This is a genomic window from Stutzerimonas sp. 21-1 (assembly GCF_056336065.1).
Genome location: NZ_CM150500.1, coordinates 3,866,515 through 3,881,136, shown reverse-complemented (window position 1 = coordinate 3,881,136; position 14,622 = coordinate 3,866,515). Strand labels below are relative to the sequence as shown.

General features: G+C 69.5%; 10 protein-coding genes. 1 reads left to right on the top strand and 9 read right to left on the bottom strand.

The window, feature by feature from the left end; all coding sequences use genetic code 11:
* Positions 1–51: 51 nt before the first annotated feature.
* Positions 52–1,377 (bottom strand): omega-aminotransferase AptA, encoded by a 1,326-nt coding sequence (aptA, locus tag AC0ZJQ_RS18555; RefSeq protein ID WP_008569234.1) that lies wholly within the window; start codon positions 1,375–1,377, stop codon positions 52–54.
* A gap of 204 nt (positions 1,378–1,581) precedes the next feature.
* On the opposite strand from aptA, the gene AC0ZJQ_RS18550 reads away from it, so the two are divergent.
* A complete protein-coding gene (locus AC0ZJQ_RS18550; RefSeq protein WP_008569235.1) occupies positions 1,582–3,075 on the top strand; it encodes an aldehyde dehydrogenase in 1,494 nt (497 codons plus the stop codon).
* A gap of 39 nt (positions 3,076–3,114) precedes the next feature.
* Here AC0ZJQ_RS18550 and AC0ZJQ_RS18545 read toward each other — a convergent pair whose 3' ends face one another.
* From AC0ZJQ_RS18545 to AC0ZJQ_RS18510, 8 genes are read right to left on the bottom strand one after another with little or no spacing between them, the layout of a single operon-like run.
* Positions 3,115–4,515, bottom strand: a complete 1,401-nt coding sequence (locus AC0ZJQ_RS18545; RefSeq protein ID WP_476477089.1) for a glycosyltransferase family 2 protein — start codon at positions 4,513–4,515, stop codon at positions 3,115–3,117.
* A complete protein-coding gene (locus AC0ZJQ_RS18540) occupies positions 4,512–5,624 on the bottom strand; it encodes a HEAT repeat domain-containing protein (RefSeq protein ID WP_301619395.1) in 1,113 nt (370 codons plus the stop codon). The genes AC0ZJQ_RS18545 and AC0ZJQ_RS18540 overlap by 4 nt, the downstream gene beginning before the upstream one ends.
* The gene (locus AC0ZJQ_RS18535; RefSeq protein WP_314018223.1) at positions 5,614–6,741 is read right to left on the bottom strand and encodes a YaiO family outer membrane beta-barrel protein; all 1,128 of its coding nucleotides are present in this window, start codon (positions 6,739–6,741) and stop codon (positions 5,614–5,616) included. The genes AC0ZJQ_RS18540 and AC0ZJQ_RS18535 overlap by 11 nt, the downstream gene beginning before the upstream one ends.
* On the bottom strand, positions 6,738–7,127 hold the full coding sequence (locus AC0ZJQ_RS18530; protein ID WP_054093881.1) for a response regulator transcription factor: 390 nt from the start codon (positions 7,125–7,127) through the stop codon (positions 6,738–6,740). Before AC0ZJQ_RS18530 ends, AC0ZJQ_RS18535 begins: the two co-directional genes overlap by 4 nt.
* Positions 7,124–10,009 (bottom strand): ATP-binding protein, encoded by a 2,886-nt coding sequence (locus AC0ZJQ_RS18525; RefSeq protein WP_476477088.1) that lies wholly within the window; start codon positions 10,007–10,009, stop codon positions 7,124–7,126. The genes AC0ZJQ_RS18530 and AC0ZJQ_RS18525 overlap by 4 nt, the downstream gene beginning before the upstream one ends.
* Positions 10,010–10,066: 57 nt before the next feature.
* Complete coding sequence (locus AC0ZJQ_RS18520; RefSeq protein WP_476477087.1) at positions 10,067–11,716, bottom strand: diguanylate cyclase; 1,650 nt, start codon at positions 11,714–11,716, stop codon at positions 10,067–10,069.
* Complete coding sequence (locus AC0ZJQ_RS18515) at positions 11,706–12,098, bottom strand: response regulator (protein WP_165594313.1); 393 nt, start codon at positions 12,096–12,098, stop codon at positions 11,706–11,708. Before AC0ZJQ_RS18515 ends, AC0ZJQ_RS18520 begins: the two co-directional genes overlap by 11 nt.
* The gene (locus AC0ZJQ_RS18510) at positions 12,095–14,512 is read right to left on the bottom strand and encodes an ATP-binding protein (RefSeq protein ID WP_476477086.1); all 2,418 of its coding nucleotides are present in this window, start codon (positions 14,510–14,512) and stop codon (positions 12,095–12,097) included. The genes AC0ZJQ_RS18515 and AC0ZJQ_RS18510 overlap by 4 nt, the downstream gene beginning before the upstream one ends.
* Positions 14,513–14,622: the final 110 nt, after the last annotated feature.

The window sequence follows — 14,622 nt, the reverse complement described above, 5'->3', positions numbered from 1 at the left end:
TTGAAGAAAAACCCGCCTTTCGGCGGGTTTTTTCATTTCCGGGCGGGTGTTTTATCCGGCCGTGCGGATGGCATCGGCGAAGCGCGAGATCATCGCGTCGATCTGCGGCTTGTCGACGATCAGCGCCGGCGACAGCGCGATGGTGTCGCCGCTGGCGCGCACCAGCAGGCCGTTCTCGAAGCTCTGGCGGAACACCTCGTAGGCACGCTTGCCGACGCCGTCGGCATGGGGCGCGAACTGCAGGCCGCCGACCAGCCCGACGGTGCGGATGTCGATCACGTTGGGCAGGCTGCGCAGGCTGAACAGCGCATCCTGCCAGTAGTCCTCCAGCGCGATGGCCTTCTCGAACAACTGCTCGTTGCGGTAGATCTCCAAGGTCGCCAGGGCCGCGGCGCAGGCCACCGGGTGGCCGGAGTAGGTGTAGCCATGGAAGAACTCGATGGCGCTCTCCGGACCGCTCATGAAGGCCTCGAACAGGTGATCGGCGACGCACACCGCGCCCATCGGCACCGCGCCGTTGGTCAGGCCCTTGGCGCAGGTGAGGATGTCCGGTGTCACGCCCCAGCGCTCGGCGGCGAAGGCCTTGCCGATGCGGCCGAAGCCGGTGATCACTTCGTCGAAGATCAGCAGGATGCCGTGCCGGGCGGTGATCTCGCGCAGACGCTGCAGGTAGCCCAGCGGTGGCAGGATCACCCCGGCCGAGCCGGACATCGGCTCGACGATCACTGCGGCGATGTTTTCCGCGCCATGCAGCGTTACCAGCCGCTCCAGCTCATCGGCGCGCTCGACGCCGTACTGCGGCAGGCCGCGACTGAAGGCGTTGCGCTGCAGATCGAGGGTATGCGGCAGGTGATCGACGCCTGGTAGCAGGGCGCCGAAGGCGCGGCGATTGTTCGGCATGCCGCCGACCGAAATGCCGCCGAAGCCGACGCCGTGATAGGCCAGTTCACGGCCGATCAGGCGTGTGCGGGTGCCCTGGCCGATGGCGCGCTGGTACGCCAGGGCGACCTTCAGCGCGGTATCCACCGATTCGGAGCCGGAGTTGGTGAAGAACACCCGGTTCAGCCCCGGCGGGGTGATGCGGCTGAGCTGTTCGGCCAGCTCGAACGGCAGCGGGTGGCCCATCTGGAAGGTCGGTGCGAAGTCCATCTTGGCGATCTGCCGGCTCACCGCTTCGCTGATCTCACGCCGGCCGTGACCGGCGTTGCAGCACCACAGCCCGGCCGTGCCGTCGAGGATCTGGCGGCCGTCGCTGGCGGTGTAGTACAGCCCCTCGGCACTCTCCAGCAGTCGCGGGCCGGCCTTGAACTGGCGATTGGCGGTGAAGGGCATCCAGAAGTGCTCGGGCGATGCGGTCGGATGAAGATCGTTGGCCATGACGGGCTCCGGCAGGCGACAGTGCGACGATGGGCGTGAACCGGCGAGAGGCCGTGTGCACGGCGAAGGTCGTTCGAGTCTATGTTTAATAAAACGAACAAAACAAGGCGCAAACCGCGTCGCCCGTAAAAAATATTGATAGCCCCCGCGCCGCTGGTTTAGGGTGCCTTTTCCCGCAGCCGAATAACCACAAGAGGATGCCTCATGACCACCCTGACCCTCGCCGACTGGCAACAGCGTGCCCGTGACCTGCGCATCGAAGGCCGTGCCTTCATCCAGGGCGAATACACCGCGGCGGCGGACGGCGCCCAGTTCGACTGCATCAGCCCGATCGACGGTCGGCTGCTGGCGCAGGTGGCCAGCTGCGCCCAGGCCGATGCCGAGCGTGCCGTGACCAGCGCGCGGGCCGCGTTCGACGCCGGTGTCTGGGCACGGCTGGCGCCGGCCAAGCGCAAGGCGGTGATGATCCGCTTCGCCGAGCTGCTGGAGGCGCACGCCGAAGAGCTGGCGCTGCTGGAAACCCTCGACATGGGCAAGCCGATCGGCGATTCGCTGGCGGTGGACGTCCCCGGCGCGGCGCGGGCGCTGCGCTGGAGCGGCGAGGCGATCGACAAGGTCTATGACGAAGTCGCGCCGACGCCGCACGACCAGCTCGGTCTGGTGACCCGCGAGCCGGTCGGCGTGGTGGCGGCCATCGTGCCGTGGAATTTCCCGCTGATGATGGCCTGCTGGAAGCTCGGCCCGGCGCTGGCCACCGGCAACTCGGTGGTGCTCAAGCCGTCGGAGAAATCGCCGCTGACCGCCATCCGCATCGCCCGGCTGGCGATCGAGGCGGGCATCCCGGCCGGCGTGCTCAACGTGCTGCCGGGCTACGGCCACACGGTCGGCAAGGCGCTGGCGCTGCACATGGACGTCGACACCCTGGTGTTCACCGGCTCCACCCGCGTGGCCAAGCAGCTGATGATCTATGCCGGCGAATCCAACATGAAGCGCGTCTGGCTGGAGGCCGGCGGCAAGAGCCCGAACATCGTCTTCGCCGATGCGCCCGATCTGCAGGCGGCCGCCCAGGCCGCGGCCGGCGCCATCGCCTTCAACCAGGGCGAGGTCTGCACCGCCGGCTCGCGGCTGCTGGTGGAGCGTTCGATCAAGGAGCGCTTCCTGCCGCTGGTGGTCGAGGCGCTCAAGGCCTGGAAGCCTGGCAACCCGCTGGACCCGGCGACCAACGTCGGCGCGCTGGTCGATACCCAGCAGCTCAATACCGTGCTCGGCTACATCGAGGCCGGCCGCGCGGCGGGTGCGCAGGTGCTGCTTGGCGGCCAGCGCACCCTGGAGGAAACCGGCGGGCTGTACGTCGAGCCGACCATCTTCGACGGCGTCGGCAACGCGATGAAGATCGCCCAGGAAGAGATCTTCGGCCCGGTGCTCTCGGTGATCACCTTCGACAGCGCCGAGGAAGCGCTGGCGATCGCCAACGACACGCCCTACGGCCTAGCCGCGGCGGTGTGGACCGCCGACCTGTCCAAGGCACACCGCACCGCGCGGGCGTTGCGCGCCGGCAGCGTGTGGGTCAACCAGTACGACGGTGGCGACATGACCGCGCCGTTCGGTGGCTTCAAGCAGTCCGGCAACGGCCGCGACAAGTCGCTGCACGCCTTCGACAAGTACACCGAGCTGAAGGCCACCTGGATCAAGCTCTGACGGCGATGACGCAGGGTCGGCCGCGTGCCGGCCCTTCGCCTACTGCCCCCAGCGCCCGCTGCGGCGCATCGCCCCCCAGTGGTGCTTGCGCCGCGAGAACCACTGCCAGAGTCCGCGGCAGCGCCAGAGCGTGTTGAGCTGGCGATAGCCGAAATTCTCCAGCACCGCCATCAGGAACAGCCGCAGCATGTCGCGGCGCCGTTCGTAGACGCGAAACGACAGGGTTTCCAGCAGAAGCCCGTTGACCGACAGCAGGATGCCCATGCCGATAGCCACCAGCAGGAACGCCGCCAGCGCCGCATAGGACACCGCACCGACGGCGAAACCGCCGAGCATGAAGGCGTAGCCGGCCAGCTCGATCAGCGGCCCCAGCCACTCGAACAGCGCCATGAACGGCCAGGCCAGCCAGCCGGCGGCGCCGCCGCGCAAGCTGAAGGCCAGCCGTGCGTGCCGGCTCAGGCTTTCGGCCAGTCCGCGTTGCCAGCGGCTGCGCTGGCGACCGAGGGTGCCGGGGTCTTCGGGGCATTCGGTCCAGCAGATCGGATCGGGCAGGTAGCGGATGCGATAGGGCAGGCGCCGTTCGCGATGGTAGCGGTGCAGGCGTACCACCAGTTCCATGTCCTCGCCGACGGTGTCGGTGCGATAGCCGCCGACGGCCATCACCCGTTCGCGGTCGAATAGACCGAAGGCGCCGGAAATGATCAGCACCGCATTGAGCGGCGACCAGCCGAGGCGCCCGAAGAGAAAGGCGCGCAGATACTCGACGATCTGCAGACGCGCCAGCCAGTTGTGCGGCAGGCCGGCCTGGATCAGGAAGCCGCCACGCACCTGCGAGCCGTTGGCGATGCGCACCGTACCGCCGGCGGCGACGGTGCGTTCGTCCTCGAGAAACGGCTGCACCACGCGCAGCAGACTGTCGCGCTGCAGGATGGAGTCGGCATCGACGCCGCAGAACAGGCCGTGGCGCGCGGCATTGATGCCGGCGTTCAGCGCATCGGCCTTGCCGCCGTTGAGCTTGTCGATGACCCGCAGGTTGGCGTAACGGCGCGAGCGGTAGACCGCCTCGATGGGTTGGTGGGGCACGCTCTGGCGCAGCGGGGCGGGGTGCGCCACCAGATCGAACTCCTCGATCAGCAGCGCCAGCGTGGCGTCCTTCGAGCCGTCGTTGATCACCAGCACTTCGAACTCCGGGTACTGCAGCTGCAGCATCGAGCGCACCGAGGTGCGGATCGTCGCCTCTTCGTTGAAGGCCGGCATCAGCACGGAAACCGGCGGCTCGACGCCGAGATAAGGCGTGATCTCGCCGACTTCGGCGCGCTGGCGCATGTAGCCGGTGAGGCTCGCCATCGACAGCACGTTGAGCAGCAGGTACATGCCGTTGAGCAGCAGGAAGTAGAGGATGAAGCCCAGCTGCAGCCACCACAGCCAGTCGATACTCATCGGCGTACCTCTGCGATGGCGCGGCGCAGGGCGTCCTGGCCGTAGCGGTCCGGCACCTGGGCAAGCAGTGCCTGCAGGCGCTCGAGGCTGGTGCCGGGCAGCGCGGCCAGGCCATCGGCGGCTGCCTGTCGGACGCCCCAGTTTTGGTCGGCGAGCAGCGGCAGGAAGAGTTCTGCATCATCGCTGCGTGCCTGCCGGCCCAGCGCCTGCAGCGCGTGAAGGCGCACATCCGGCTCGCTATGGGCGAGCGCCAGCAACAGGCGCGGGCGGTCACGCGGATCGCCCAGCTCGGTCAGGCAGCGCAGCGCGACCTGCTGGTGCTCGGCCGCGGCACCTTCGTCCAGCTGCGCCCGTGCCCAGGGCGCGACCTGGCGTGGCTCGCCATGCGGCAACAGTGCGATCAGCCGCTCGCGGCCAGCAATCACCGGATCGGCCAGGGCCGCCAGCAGCGGTTCGGTCACCGCCTGCTCGCCGGCCTGCTGACAGAGGCCCGCCAGACGCGGCAAGGCCCAGTCGGTACGCGCCGCGGCGGCCGGCAGGATCAGTTGCATGGCGCGCGCCGGCTGCATGGCGATCAGCGTGTAGGCGCTGGCCAGCGAGACGCTGGCATTGCGGCTGAACAGCAGCGGCTGCACCGCGTCCCAGTGCGCCGGGTCGGCGAGGTGGCGCAGACAGGTGAGGCCGATCAGCTTGCTGCGCACCCGCCCGCGCAGCAGCTCCAGCGCGTGCCGATCCATGCCCAGCGCCAGCAGTGCGCGGTTCATCCGCTCGCGGGCGCTGCCGCGCAGCTGCAGCTGGGTGCGGTTCCATTGCAGCAGGAACCACAGGCGTTGCCGACGCGGCAGCGCCGGCAACGGGTCGGGCAGCTCCTCGCCGAGGCTGCAGAGGGCGAACAGCGGGCGCCATTGTTCGTTGAACTGCTGGCGGCGCGCGGCGCGACGGCGCGCCAGTTCGCCGAGCAGCAGAACCTGCAGCATCACCAGCAGGGTCAGCGCGCTCAAGGCCAGCGCCGCCTGCAGAGCCAGCTGCAGCATGCGGTCCTGCGGCCAGAGGTCGAGCAGCGGGGCGCACAGCCAGCTCGGGCAGCCGGCGAGCCACTCAGAAGGCATGGCGCAGCCCCAGCTGCAACCAGCGGCGCTGGTAGTAGTCGCCCTGGCGATGCTGGCCGAATTCCCAGGTCAGCGCCCAGCCACTGTTGAGCCAGTGGCGCCCCTGTAGGCCGATGGCGCGCACATCGCTGGTGATCAGTCGCTGCTCCTCGACGGCTTCTTCCTCGCCGACGGTCAGGCGCAGGCCGGCGTAGCTGAGGTTGTCGTAGTAGTAGTCCAGCGCCAGGTCGTGGCCGACCGGCGTGCCGGCGTTCTGCACGTCGGTCAGGTTGAGCGTGTAGCTGGCGCGCCAGGCATTCCAGTAGCGCTCGCCGCTGAGCGCCAGACGATCGACGCGGGTGGTTTCGTACTCGGTACGACGGATGCTCGCCGCGCCGAGAAAGCCCGCCGGCAGGCGCCGCTGTAGACGCAGGTCGGCATGCCACTGCGGCAGGAAATGCGGCGAAGGCTGGTAGCCGACTTCCGACTGGAGGGTCCAGTTGGCGTCCAGCGGCAGCACACCGCCGAGTTCGGCGCCGCGATCCCACTCGCCGAAGCGCTGTTCGCGCAGCAGCGCGGCGTACCAGCCGAGCCCTTCGGGCTGGGTCGAGGCGTAGTCCAGGCGCTGGCTGCGCCAGTCGTCGTAGCCGCTGTCGAGCCAGTCGCGGCGGGTCGACAGTTCCAGCTCGTGGCGTCGCCGCGGCGGCTCGGCGAGGGCCGGTGCGGTAGCGGTGGCCGGCGAGGTCAGTGTGGCACGGGCCTGCTGCATGAGCTGCTGCACCTCGGCATACTCCGGCGCGTGGCGCGCGGCGCGTTCCAGCACCTCCAGCGCGGCGCGCGGCCGGCCGGCCCAGAGCAGCGCCTGACCCTGGCCGAGCAGGTAGTCGGCATTGTCCGGTTCGCGTTGCAGCAGCTGTCGATAGCGTGCCAGTGCCTGTTGCGTGCGGCCCTGCCAGGCCAGCACGCGCGCCAGCAGGAACTGCGCCTCGGCGTCTTCCGGCTGGCGCGCCAGATGCGCTTCGAGCGTCGCCTGCGCGGCGCCGAGCTGCTGGGCTTCGACCTGGCGCTGCGCGGTGGCGACATCGGCCTGCGCCAGCGGCGTGCAGAGTGCCAGCGCCAGCCAGAGCCACCGTTTCATCGCGGCCTCCGCAGCAGGCGGCGGATGCGCGCCAGCAATTCCTCCGGCTGGAACGGCTTGGTCACGTAGTCGTCGGCGCCCAGCTCCAGCGCGCGGACGATGTCCACCTCGCGGGCCTTGGCGGTCAGCATCAGCACCGGCACCCGTTCCCAGCCAGGCTGCGCGCGCAGGCGTTCGATCAGTTCGAGACCGTCGTGGTACGGCAGCATGATGTCCATCAGGGTCAGGTCGGGCGGCGGCGAACCGGCGATCAGGTCCAGTGCCTCCCGCCCGTTGGCTGCGTGATCGACGCTGAAGCCGTGGCGCTCGAGCATGAAGCGCACCAGGAAGGAAATGTCTTCTTCGTCCTCCACCATCAGGATGCGTTGGCCGCTGGATTCACTCATGCATCGTCCTCGTCTGCCTCGGTTGCGGGGGTACGGTGGTGCAACAGGTGCTGGATCAGCGCCCCCAGCTCACGGCCGTCGTGGCGGGATTTGACCAGCTGGCGCAGGACCAGCCGGCTGTCGTGCACGGGCGCATCCAGCGCGGAAAAGATGATCACCGGCGGCGGCGGTACGGCCTGCGCCAGCTGGTCGAACAGCTCGCTGCCGTCGCCGTCGGGCAGCATCAGGTCGACGATCGCCAGCTGGTAGCTCTGCGCGCCGAGCAGGCGGCGCGCCTCGGCCAGGCTGGCGGCGCCCTGCAGTTCGATGTCCAGCGGCTCGATCTGCCGCGCCAGCAGCAGGCGCAGGTCCTGGTCGTCCTCGACATGCAGGATGCGCGGCCGTGCCGGGTGCTCGGTCAGGCAGGCGTTGACCACATCCAGCAGCCGCGCCGGGTCGACCGGCTTGGGCAGCCAGTCGATCACGCGCACCGCGCCGCCGCGCAGCTGGCCGTCGTCTTCGTCGCGGCGCTGCGGCTGCAGGCCAACGATCAGCACCGGCAGATGGCGGTAGGCCGGCTGGCTGCGCAGGCTCTGGAGAAAGGCGCCGACGTCCTCGTCGGCGAGCGCCGGGCTGAGCGTCAGCGCCTGGACGCGGTATTCGGCCAGCAGCTCGCGGGCGTCCAGCGCCGTGGCGGCCAGCAGCGTGGCGTAGCCCTGCTCATGCAGTGTCTCGGCCAGCCGCGCGGCCGCGGCGCAATCCGGTTCGACGATGAGGATGCGGCTCTGCCCGGTTGCGGCTGGCGGTGCGAGCGCAGGGGCCGGCGCGGGTGCCGGCGCGGCCGCCAGCGGCAGGCGCAGCCAGAAGCGCGTGCCACGGCCTTCCTGGCTGTCGAAGCCGATGCTGCCGTGCAGCTGCTCGACCAGCGAGCGGGTGATCGCCAGGCCGAGGCCGGTGCCGCCGCGGCGGCGGGCGTCGGAGGCGTCGGCCTGGGCGAAGCGCTCGAAGATGCGCCCGCGAAAGCTTTCCGGGATGCCCGGCCCCTGATCCTGCACGCCGAGTTCGAGGCCGTTGTCGCCACTGCGCAGGTCGACGCTGACGCAGCCGCCGGCGGGCGAGTGCTTGATCGCGTTGGACAGCAGGTTGGCCATGATCTGGGCGAAGCGGTCCGGGTCGAGGTTGGCCTCGACGCGTGCGGCGGCGTCCGGCGGCACCTGCTGCAGGTGCACGTCGAAGCTGCGCGCATAGGGTTCGATGTCGTGCAGCGCCTGCGCGACCAGCGCGCGCACGTCGCACAGGCGCAGGTCGAAGGTCAGGCGGCCGGCCTCGAGCTTTTCGATGTCGAGGATGTCGTTGATCAGGCGCACCAGGCGCTCGCTGTTCTTGTGGGCGATTTCCAGCAGCGGCTGTGCCTCGGCCGTGCCGGGCGCGACGAAACCGCTGGCGAGCATGCCCAGCGCGCCGCGGATCGCGGTCAGCGGCGTGCGCAGCTCGTGGCTCACGGTGGAAATGAACTCGGTCTTCATCTGTTCCATGCGCCGGCGCAGGGAGATGTCCACCGCCACGGTGACCACGTGGCAGATGCTCGGCGACAGCCGCAGCGGCCGCTTGACCAGTTGCAGCCAGCGTTCCTGGCCGAAGGCGTCGATGAGGCTGACATCGCTGCTGCGCAGTTCGCCGCCGGCGAGCAGTTCGCTTTCGCCCTGCAACAACGGCAGCAGCCGTTGCGCGCCCGGCAGCTCGTCGAGGCGGCGCTGCTCGATGTGCTGCGGCTGGCAGTCGAGCAGGGCGGCGAAGGCGGTGTTGCAGAGCAGGAAGCGGCCGTGGGCGTCGCGCACGAAGATCAGGTTCTCGTCGGTGTCGACCACCTTGCGCAGGAACGCCTGCTGCTGCTGCAGGCTGTCACGGTTGCGCTGCAGCTCGGTGATGTCGCGGGCGATGGCCAGGTGGTCGCCGAGCCCGGTGGGCAGCAGGCGGACCTCGAACATGCGCCGGCTGGCCACCTCGCACCAGATGTTCTGCCGCGGGTAGTCGGCATCCGGCTGCGCCAGCAGGTCGAGCAGCAGCGGTTCGATGGCCTGCGGCGCCGGGCCGCGGATGCTGCGCGGCTGCGACAGGCTGGAAACCTGCCGCTGGGCGTCGATCGCATACAGCTGATCGGGAATGGTCTGCAGCAGCGCATCCAGTCGTGCCTCGCCGGCCTGTGCCTGACGGGCCAGCGCCTGGCGCGTGGCCAGGTTGCGGCGCACCGCCCACAGCGCGGCGAAAAACAGCGCGGCCACCAGCAGGCTGCCGATCAGCGCCACGCGGCGGCTGTGGGCGATGGTCTCGCGAACCGCCCGGTTGGCATCGAAGAGCTGTTGCCGCTCGCGGTTTTCGACATCGTCGAGCAGTGCGCGCAGGCGGTCCATGAGCTGTTTGCCGCCGGCCTGGTGCAGGTGCGTGGCGGCGACGGCCAGGCCGCTCTCGCGGCGCACGCGGATATTGCTGGCCGCGATGGTCAGGCGCTCGGCGGCGGTGCTGTCGAACTGCTCGAACCAGCGCTGCTGCGGGTAGCCGCGCGCGTCGGCGAGCTCCTGCAGCTGGCGGCGGTGGGCTTCCAGTTCGATCAGGCCGCTGGCATAGGCGTCGAGATAGGCCTCGTCGGCGGTGATGACGAAGCCGCGCGTGCCGGTTTCGATGTCCTGCAGCGCGGAGCGAATCGCCTGGATCGCCGTGATGGTTTCGAGGCTCTGGCTGACGGCCTGGTTGGTCTGCAGCACCGCTTCCTGGGTGCGCTTGCCTTGCCAGCCGAGGGCGACCAGTAGCATGAACGCAACGACAAAGGCGAACGGATGCCAGCGTATGGCGGGCCGGGTATGCAAACTGGACTCCTTGTGCCGCTGGACGAGCGCGCATGGCATGGCCGTCCGGATTCGGGCTATGGAGTTGGACTCGCGAGGTGCGCGGTGGTTCGGCGGTCAGCCGGCGCTGGCGATGCGGACCTGGTTGCGGCCGTCGCGCTTGGCGATGTACAGCGCCTGATCGGCCTGTTCGAGCAGCACCGCCGGCGGGGTCTCGCCGTCCGTGGCGCTGATGCCGGCGCTGAGCGAGACGGTGAAGCTGCGCGCGTCGCTGGCGTTGAAGGTCAGCGTGGCAAAGCGCTCGCGGATCTCGTCGAAGATGCGCCGCGCCTCCTCGGCGGTGCATTCGGGCAGCACCGCGACGAATTCCTCGCCGCCGTAGCGGCCGAGGCTGTCGATCCGCCGCAGGCGCTGCCGCAGCAGATTGGCCAGCGCGCGGATGACGCTGTCACCGGCGGCGTGGCCGTAGCGGTCGTTGACCTGCTTGAAGTGGTCGAGGTCGAGCATCACCACGCTGGTCGGCTTGCTGGCCCGGCTGGCGCGCTGCACTTCGATGGCCAGCTGGTCCTTGATGTCGGCGTGCTTGAGCAGGCCGGTCAGGCTGTCGCGCGACAGCGCGGTGCTCAGCGAGCGGGCGCGCTGGGCGTGGGAGTACACCGCGGCGATCAGTTCGCTGTCGCCCAGCGGCTTGCTGAGGAAGTCGTCGCCGGCCTTGAGCAGCGCGGCCATCTGCCGGTTGATGTCGGTCTCGGCGGACAGGTAGATGATCGTCACCCGCAGCCATTCGTCGTGCAGGCGAATCATCTGCGCCAGCTCCGGACCGCTGCAGCCGGGCATGTCGACATCCAGCACCAGCACCTCGGGATTGAAGGTGTGCATCAGCTCCAGCACGCGTTGCGGCTCGCTGAGCGTCTGCACCTGCATCTGCGAGTTGCGCAGCACCAGGCCGTAGCGCTCGGCCAGGGCGTGGTCGTCGTCGACGATCAGCACCCGATAGGGTTCGCCCTGCTGGCGGTTCAGGCAGCGCTCCAGGCTGTTCTCCAGCTGGGCGAGGTCCAGCGGACGGGAGAAGAAGCCTTGGGCGCCGGCACGCACGGCGGCCAGCTGGCTGGCGAAGCCGGCGTCCGCATGGATCGCCAGCAGCGGCAGCGGGGTGCCCAGGCGCTGCTGCAGCGCGGCGATCGGCAGCAGCTCGTCGTCGCGCCTGACGCTGACGATCAGCGCATCCGGTAGCTGCTGCTCGACGGCCTGCTGCAGCGTGGGGAAATCGCGGCACAGCAGCGTTTCGTAGCCGAAGTTGTCCAGCGTCTGCGCCATGCCGGCGCCGGCGACGGCATCGCTTTCCAGCAGATAGATACGGCAGCCCGGCAGCGGCTCGTCGTGCAGATCGCCGGGACCTAGGTCGGGTACCGCATGGCTGTCGTGCCAGGCGAACTCGGCGAACTGGCGCACGGCGCGGGCGAACGCACCGAGCGCCTGCGCGCTCGGCTTGCTGCTGTCGAGCCAGCGGTTTGCGCGTTGTTCGAGCACGCGCGCGCGCTCGCCGAGCGGACCGAAGCCGAAGCTGCCTGCCGCGCCGGCCAGCTTGTGCAGTTGCTCGCGGATCCGCCGGACCTGCTCGCGGCGTTGCGCCGGCCTGCCGCTGTGCTGCAGTTCGCCGGCCAGCTCGCCGAGTGCCGGCAGCTCGTGGCGCAGGCGCTCGGCGAACTGCTCGTTCTGCAGTTGCAGCTGGCGCTGCAGTTCGGCGAGTGCGCCCTCAGACAGCATGGTGACGCTCCTCCCAGATGGTGCGCAGTTGGGTGGCCAGCTGCAGCGGGTCGAACGGCTTGTGCAGCACGGCGCGCATGCCCAGTCGGGACAGCTCGTCGTGTTCCTCGAACTGCAGGTTGCCGGTCAGGAACACCACGGGCACGTCGCTCAGGTCGATGCGTTCGGCGAGTTGGCGCAGCAACTCGACGCCGTCCATCTGCGGCAGCATCACGTCCAGCAGGATCAGCTGCGGAGCGAATGCCTCGACCTGCTCCAGTGCGGCCTGACCGGAGGGGCAGCTGAGCACCTCGAAACCGCCGAGCTTTTCCAGCGCGATGCGGGTGATCACCTGGATCGACGGTACGTCCTCGACATGCAGAATGCGTTTGAGCTCTCTCATCGGGCGCCTTCCTCGGCCGTCGCGGATGGCTCGCAGGGCAGTTCGAACCAGAAACAGGCGCCCTCGCCTTCGACCGAATCGAAGCCGATGCGTCCGCCCATGTGCTCGATCAGCTCCTTGCTGATCGCCAGACCCAGGCCGGTGCCGCCCTGCTGGCGACTGTCGGACGAGTCGGCCTGGGCGAACTTCTGGAAAACCCGCTCGCGAAAACCGGCGGGGATTCCCGGACCCCGGTCTCGGACGCTGACGCGTACCCGGTCGTCACGTCGCTCGGCACGCAGCTCGACGGTTTCCCCGGGCGGCGAGAATTTCGCCGCATTGGCCAGCAGGTTGCTCAGCACCTGATGCAGGCGGCGGTCGTCGACGCGCGCCCGCAGGGCCTCGCCGGGCTGTAGCCGAAAGTGCACGCCGTGGCGTTCGGCGTAGCCGCGATTGCCGCTCAGCGCCTGCTGCAGCAGCGGTTGCAGCGCCTGCACGCGTGGGACGAAGCGCATCTTGCCGGCGGCCAGCTTGTCCATGTCGAGCAGGTCGTCGATCAGCGCGCCGAGCCGCTGGCTGTTCTGGTAGGCGATGTCCAGCAGCTCGCGCATCTCGCCCGGCACCACGCCCATGACATCGGAGCCGAGCAGCGCCAGCGCGCCGGTGATGGAGGTCAGCGGGGTGCGCAGTTCGTGGCTGACGGTGGAGATGAACTCGCGCTGCAGCCGTTCGATGCGCTTGCGTTCGGTAATATCGTGCAGCACCGCCACCGCGCCCATCGGCTCGCCGGCGGAGGTGTACAGCGGGTCGGCGTTGACCAGCACTTGGCGCGGCGCGTCGCCGGCGATCAGGGTCATTTCCTCGTTGCTGATGCGCTCGCCGTGCAGCGCGCGCCACAGCGGAATCCGCTCGGCCGGCATCGGCGTCACGCCGTCGGGCAGGCACAGCCGGTAATGCGCGCTCCACTCCTGCACGTGGATCGGCAGCACATCGGCGCGGTGCCACTGCTTGGCCTTTTCGTTGAACAGCGTCAGGTTGCCGGCCGCGTCGCAGGCGATGACGGCTTCGGACAGCGCTTCGAGCAGGCGGCGGTTCATTTCCTGCTGCTTGTCCAGCTCGAGCTGCTCGGCCTTGCGTGCGGTGATGTCGGTGACCAGGCCGTGCCAGAGCACCGAGCCATCGGCCTGCGGCAGCGGCGTGGCGCGCGCTTCGATCCAGATCAGGCCCTTGCGCGGGTGATCGATGCGATGTTCGGCATGCCAGCTGCTCAGGCTGGAGGTGGCCTGACGAATGCTGCGCAGCAGGGCCGGGCGGTCCGCAAGCGGCACCCGCGCGAAGATCGGCGCGATGCTGGTGCTCAGCTCGGCGGGCGTCAGCGCGTAGATCGCCTCGACACCCTCGCTGACGTAGAGGAAGCGTCCCGGTGCGTTCGGCCGCCACTGGAACTGGAAGAGCATGCCAGGCACCTGCGCGGCGATCTGCTGCAGACGCAGGCGCAGCTGCTCCTGATAGGCCAGGTCGTAGGCGCTGATCAGGTAGCCGCGCGGCGCATCCTGATCGTCGCGGATCGGCGCGACGCTGAGCAGCACCGGCACCTCGGCGCCGTTGCGATGGCGCAGCTGCCAGCGCGACATTTCCCGCCGGCAGTTGGGCAGCGGCGTGGTGAGCGCGGCGAAGTCGCTAGCCAACGGCCGGCCCAGTTCGGCGCTCAGTACCGCGGCGTGCCGCTGCAGCGCGCGCGGGTCGAACAGCCCGACCAGCGGCTGGCCGAGCAGCTCCTGCTGGCTGAAGCCGAGCAGTCGCTCGGCGGTGGGGGTGAGGCTGGCGATATGGCCGTCGACATCGGTGACCAGCACCGCCGAGGTGGCGCTGTCGAGCATCGCCTGCTGCAGCGCGGCCTGTTCGGCGTGCCGGTGTGCCAGCAGGCGCGCCTCGAACAGGCGCATGACCTGGCGGCTCAGACGCGCCAGGGTGTCGCGCTGCTCGGCGTCGAGCTGGCGCGGCTGGCGGTCGATGACGCAGAGCGTGCCGAGCTGGTAGCCATCCGGGGTATTCAGCGGCGCGCCGGCGTAGAAGCGGATGTGCGGCTCGCCGGTGACCAGCGGGTTGTTGGCGAAGCGTGGGTCCTGCTGCGCATCGGCGACTTCGAAGATGCCGCTGCCGGCGATGGTGTGCGTGCAGAAGGAGATTTCCCGCGGGGTTTCGCTGACCCCCAGGCCCACCCGGCTCTTGAACCACTGGCGGCGCTCGTCGACCAGCGAGATCAGCGCGATCGGCGTCCCGCACAGGCGCGCGGCGAGCACGGTGAAGTCGTCGAACTGGTCTTCCTCCGGCGTATCGAGGATCTCGTAGCGCAGCAGCGCCGCCAGCCTCGACAGCTCGCGGGGCGCGGAGGGCGCCGGGGGTGACGCTGGGCTCGGTGGCGTTGACTGCATGGAAGCCTGCACGGTTGCTTGGGTCGGGTGGCTAGCGCCCCAGGGGCTGTCGAGGTTTCGTCGCGAGCCGCGTTGCCGCGCCGAATGTCGCCAGCCCGACGCGGGACGAC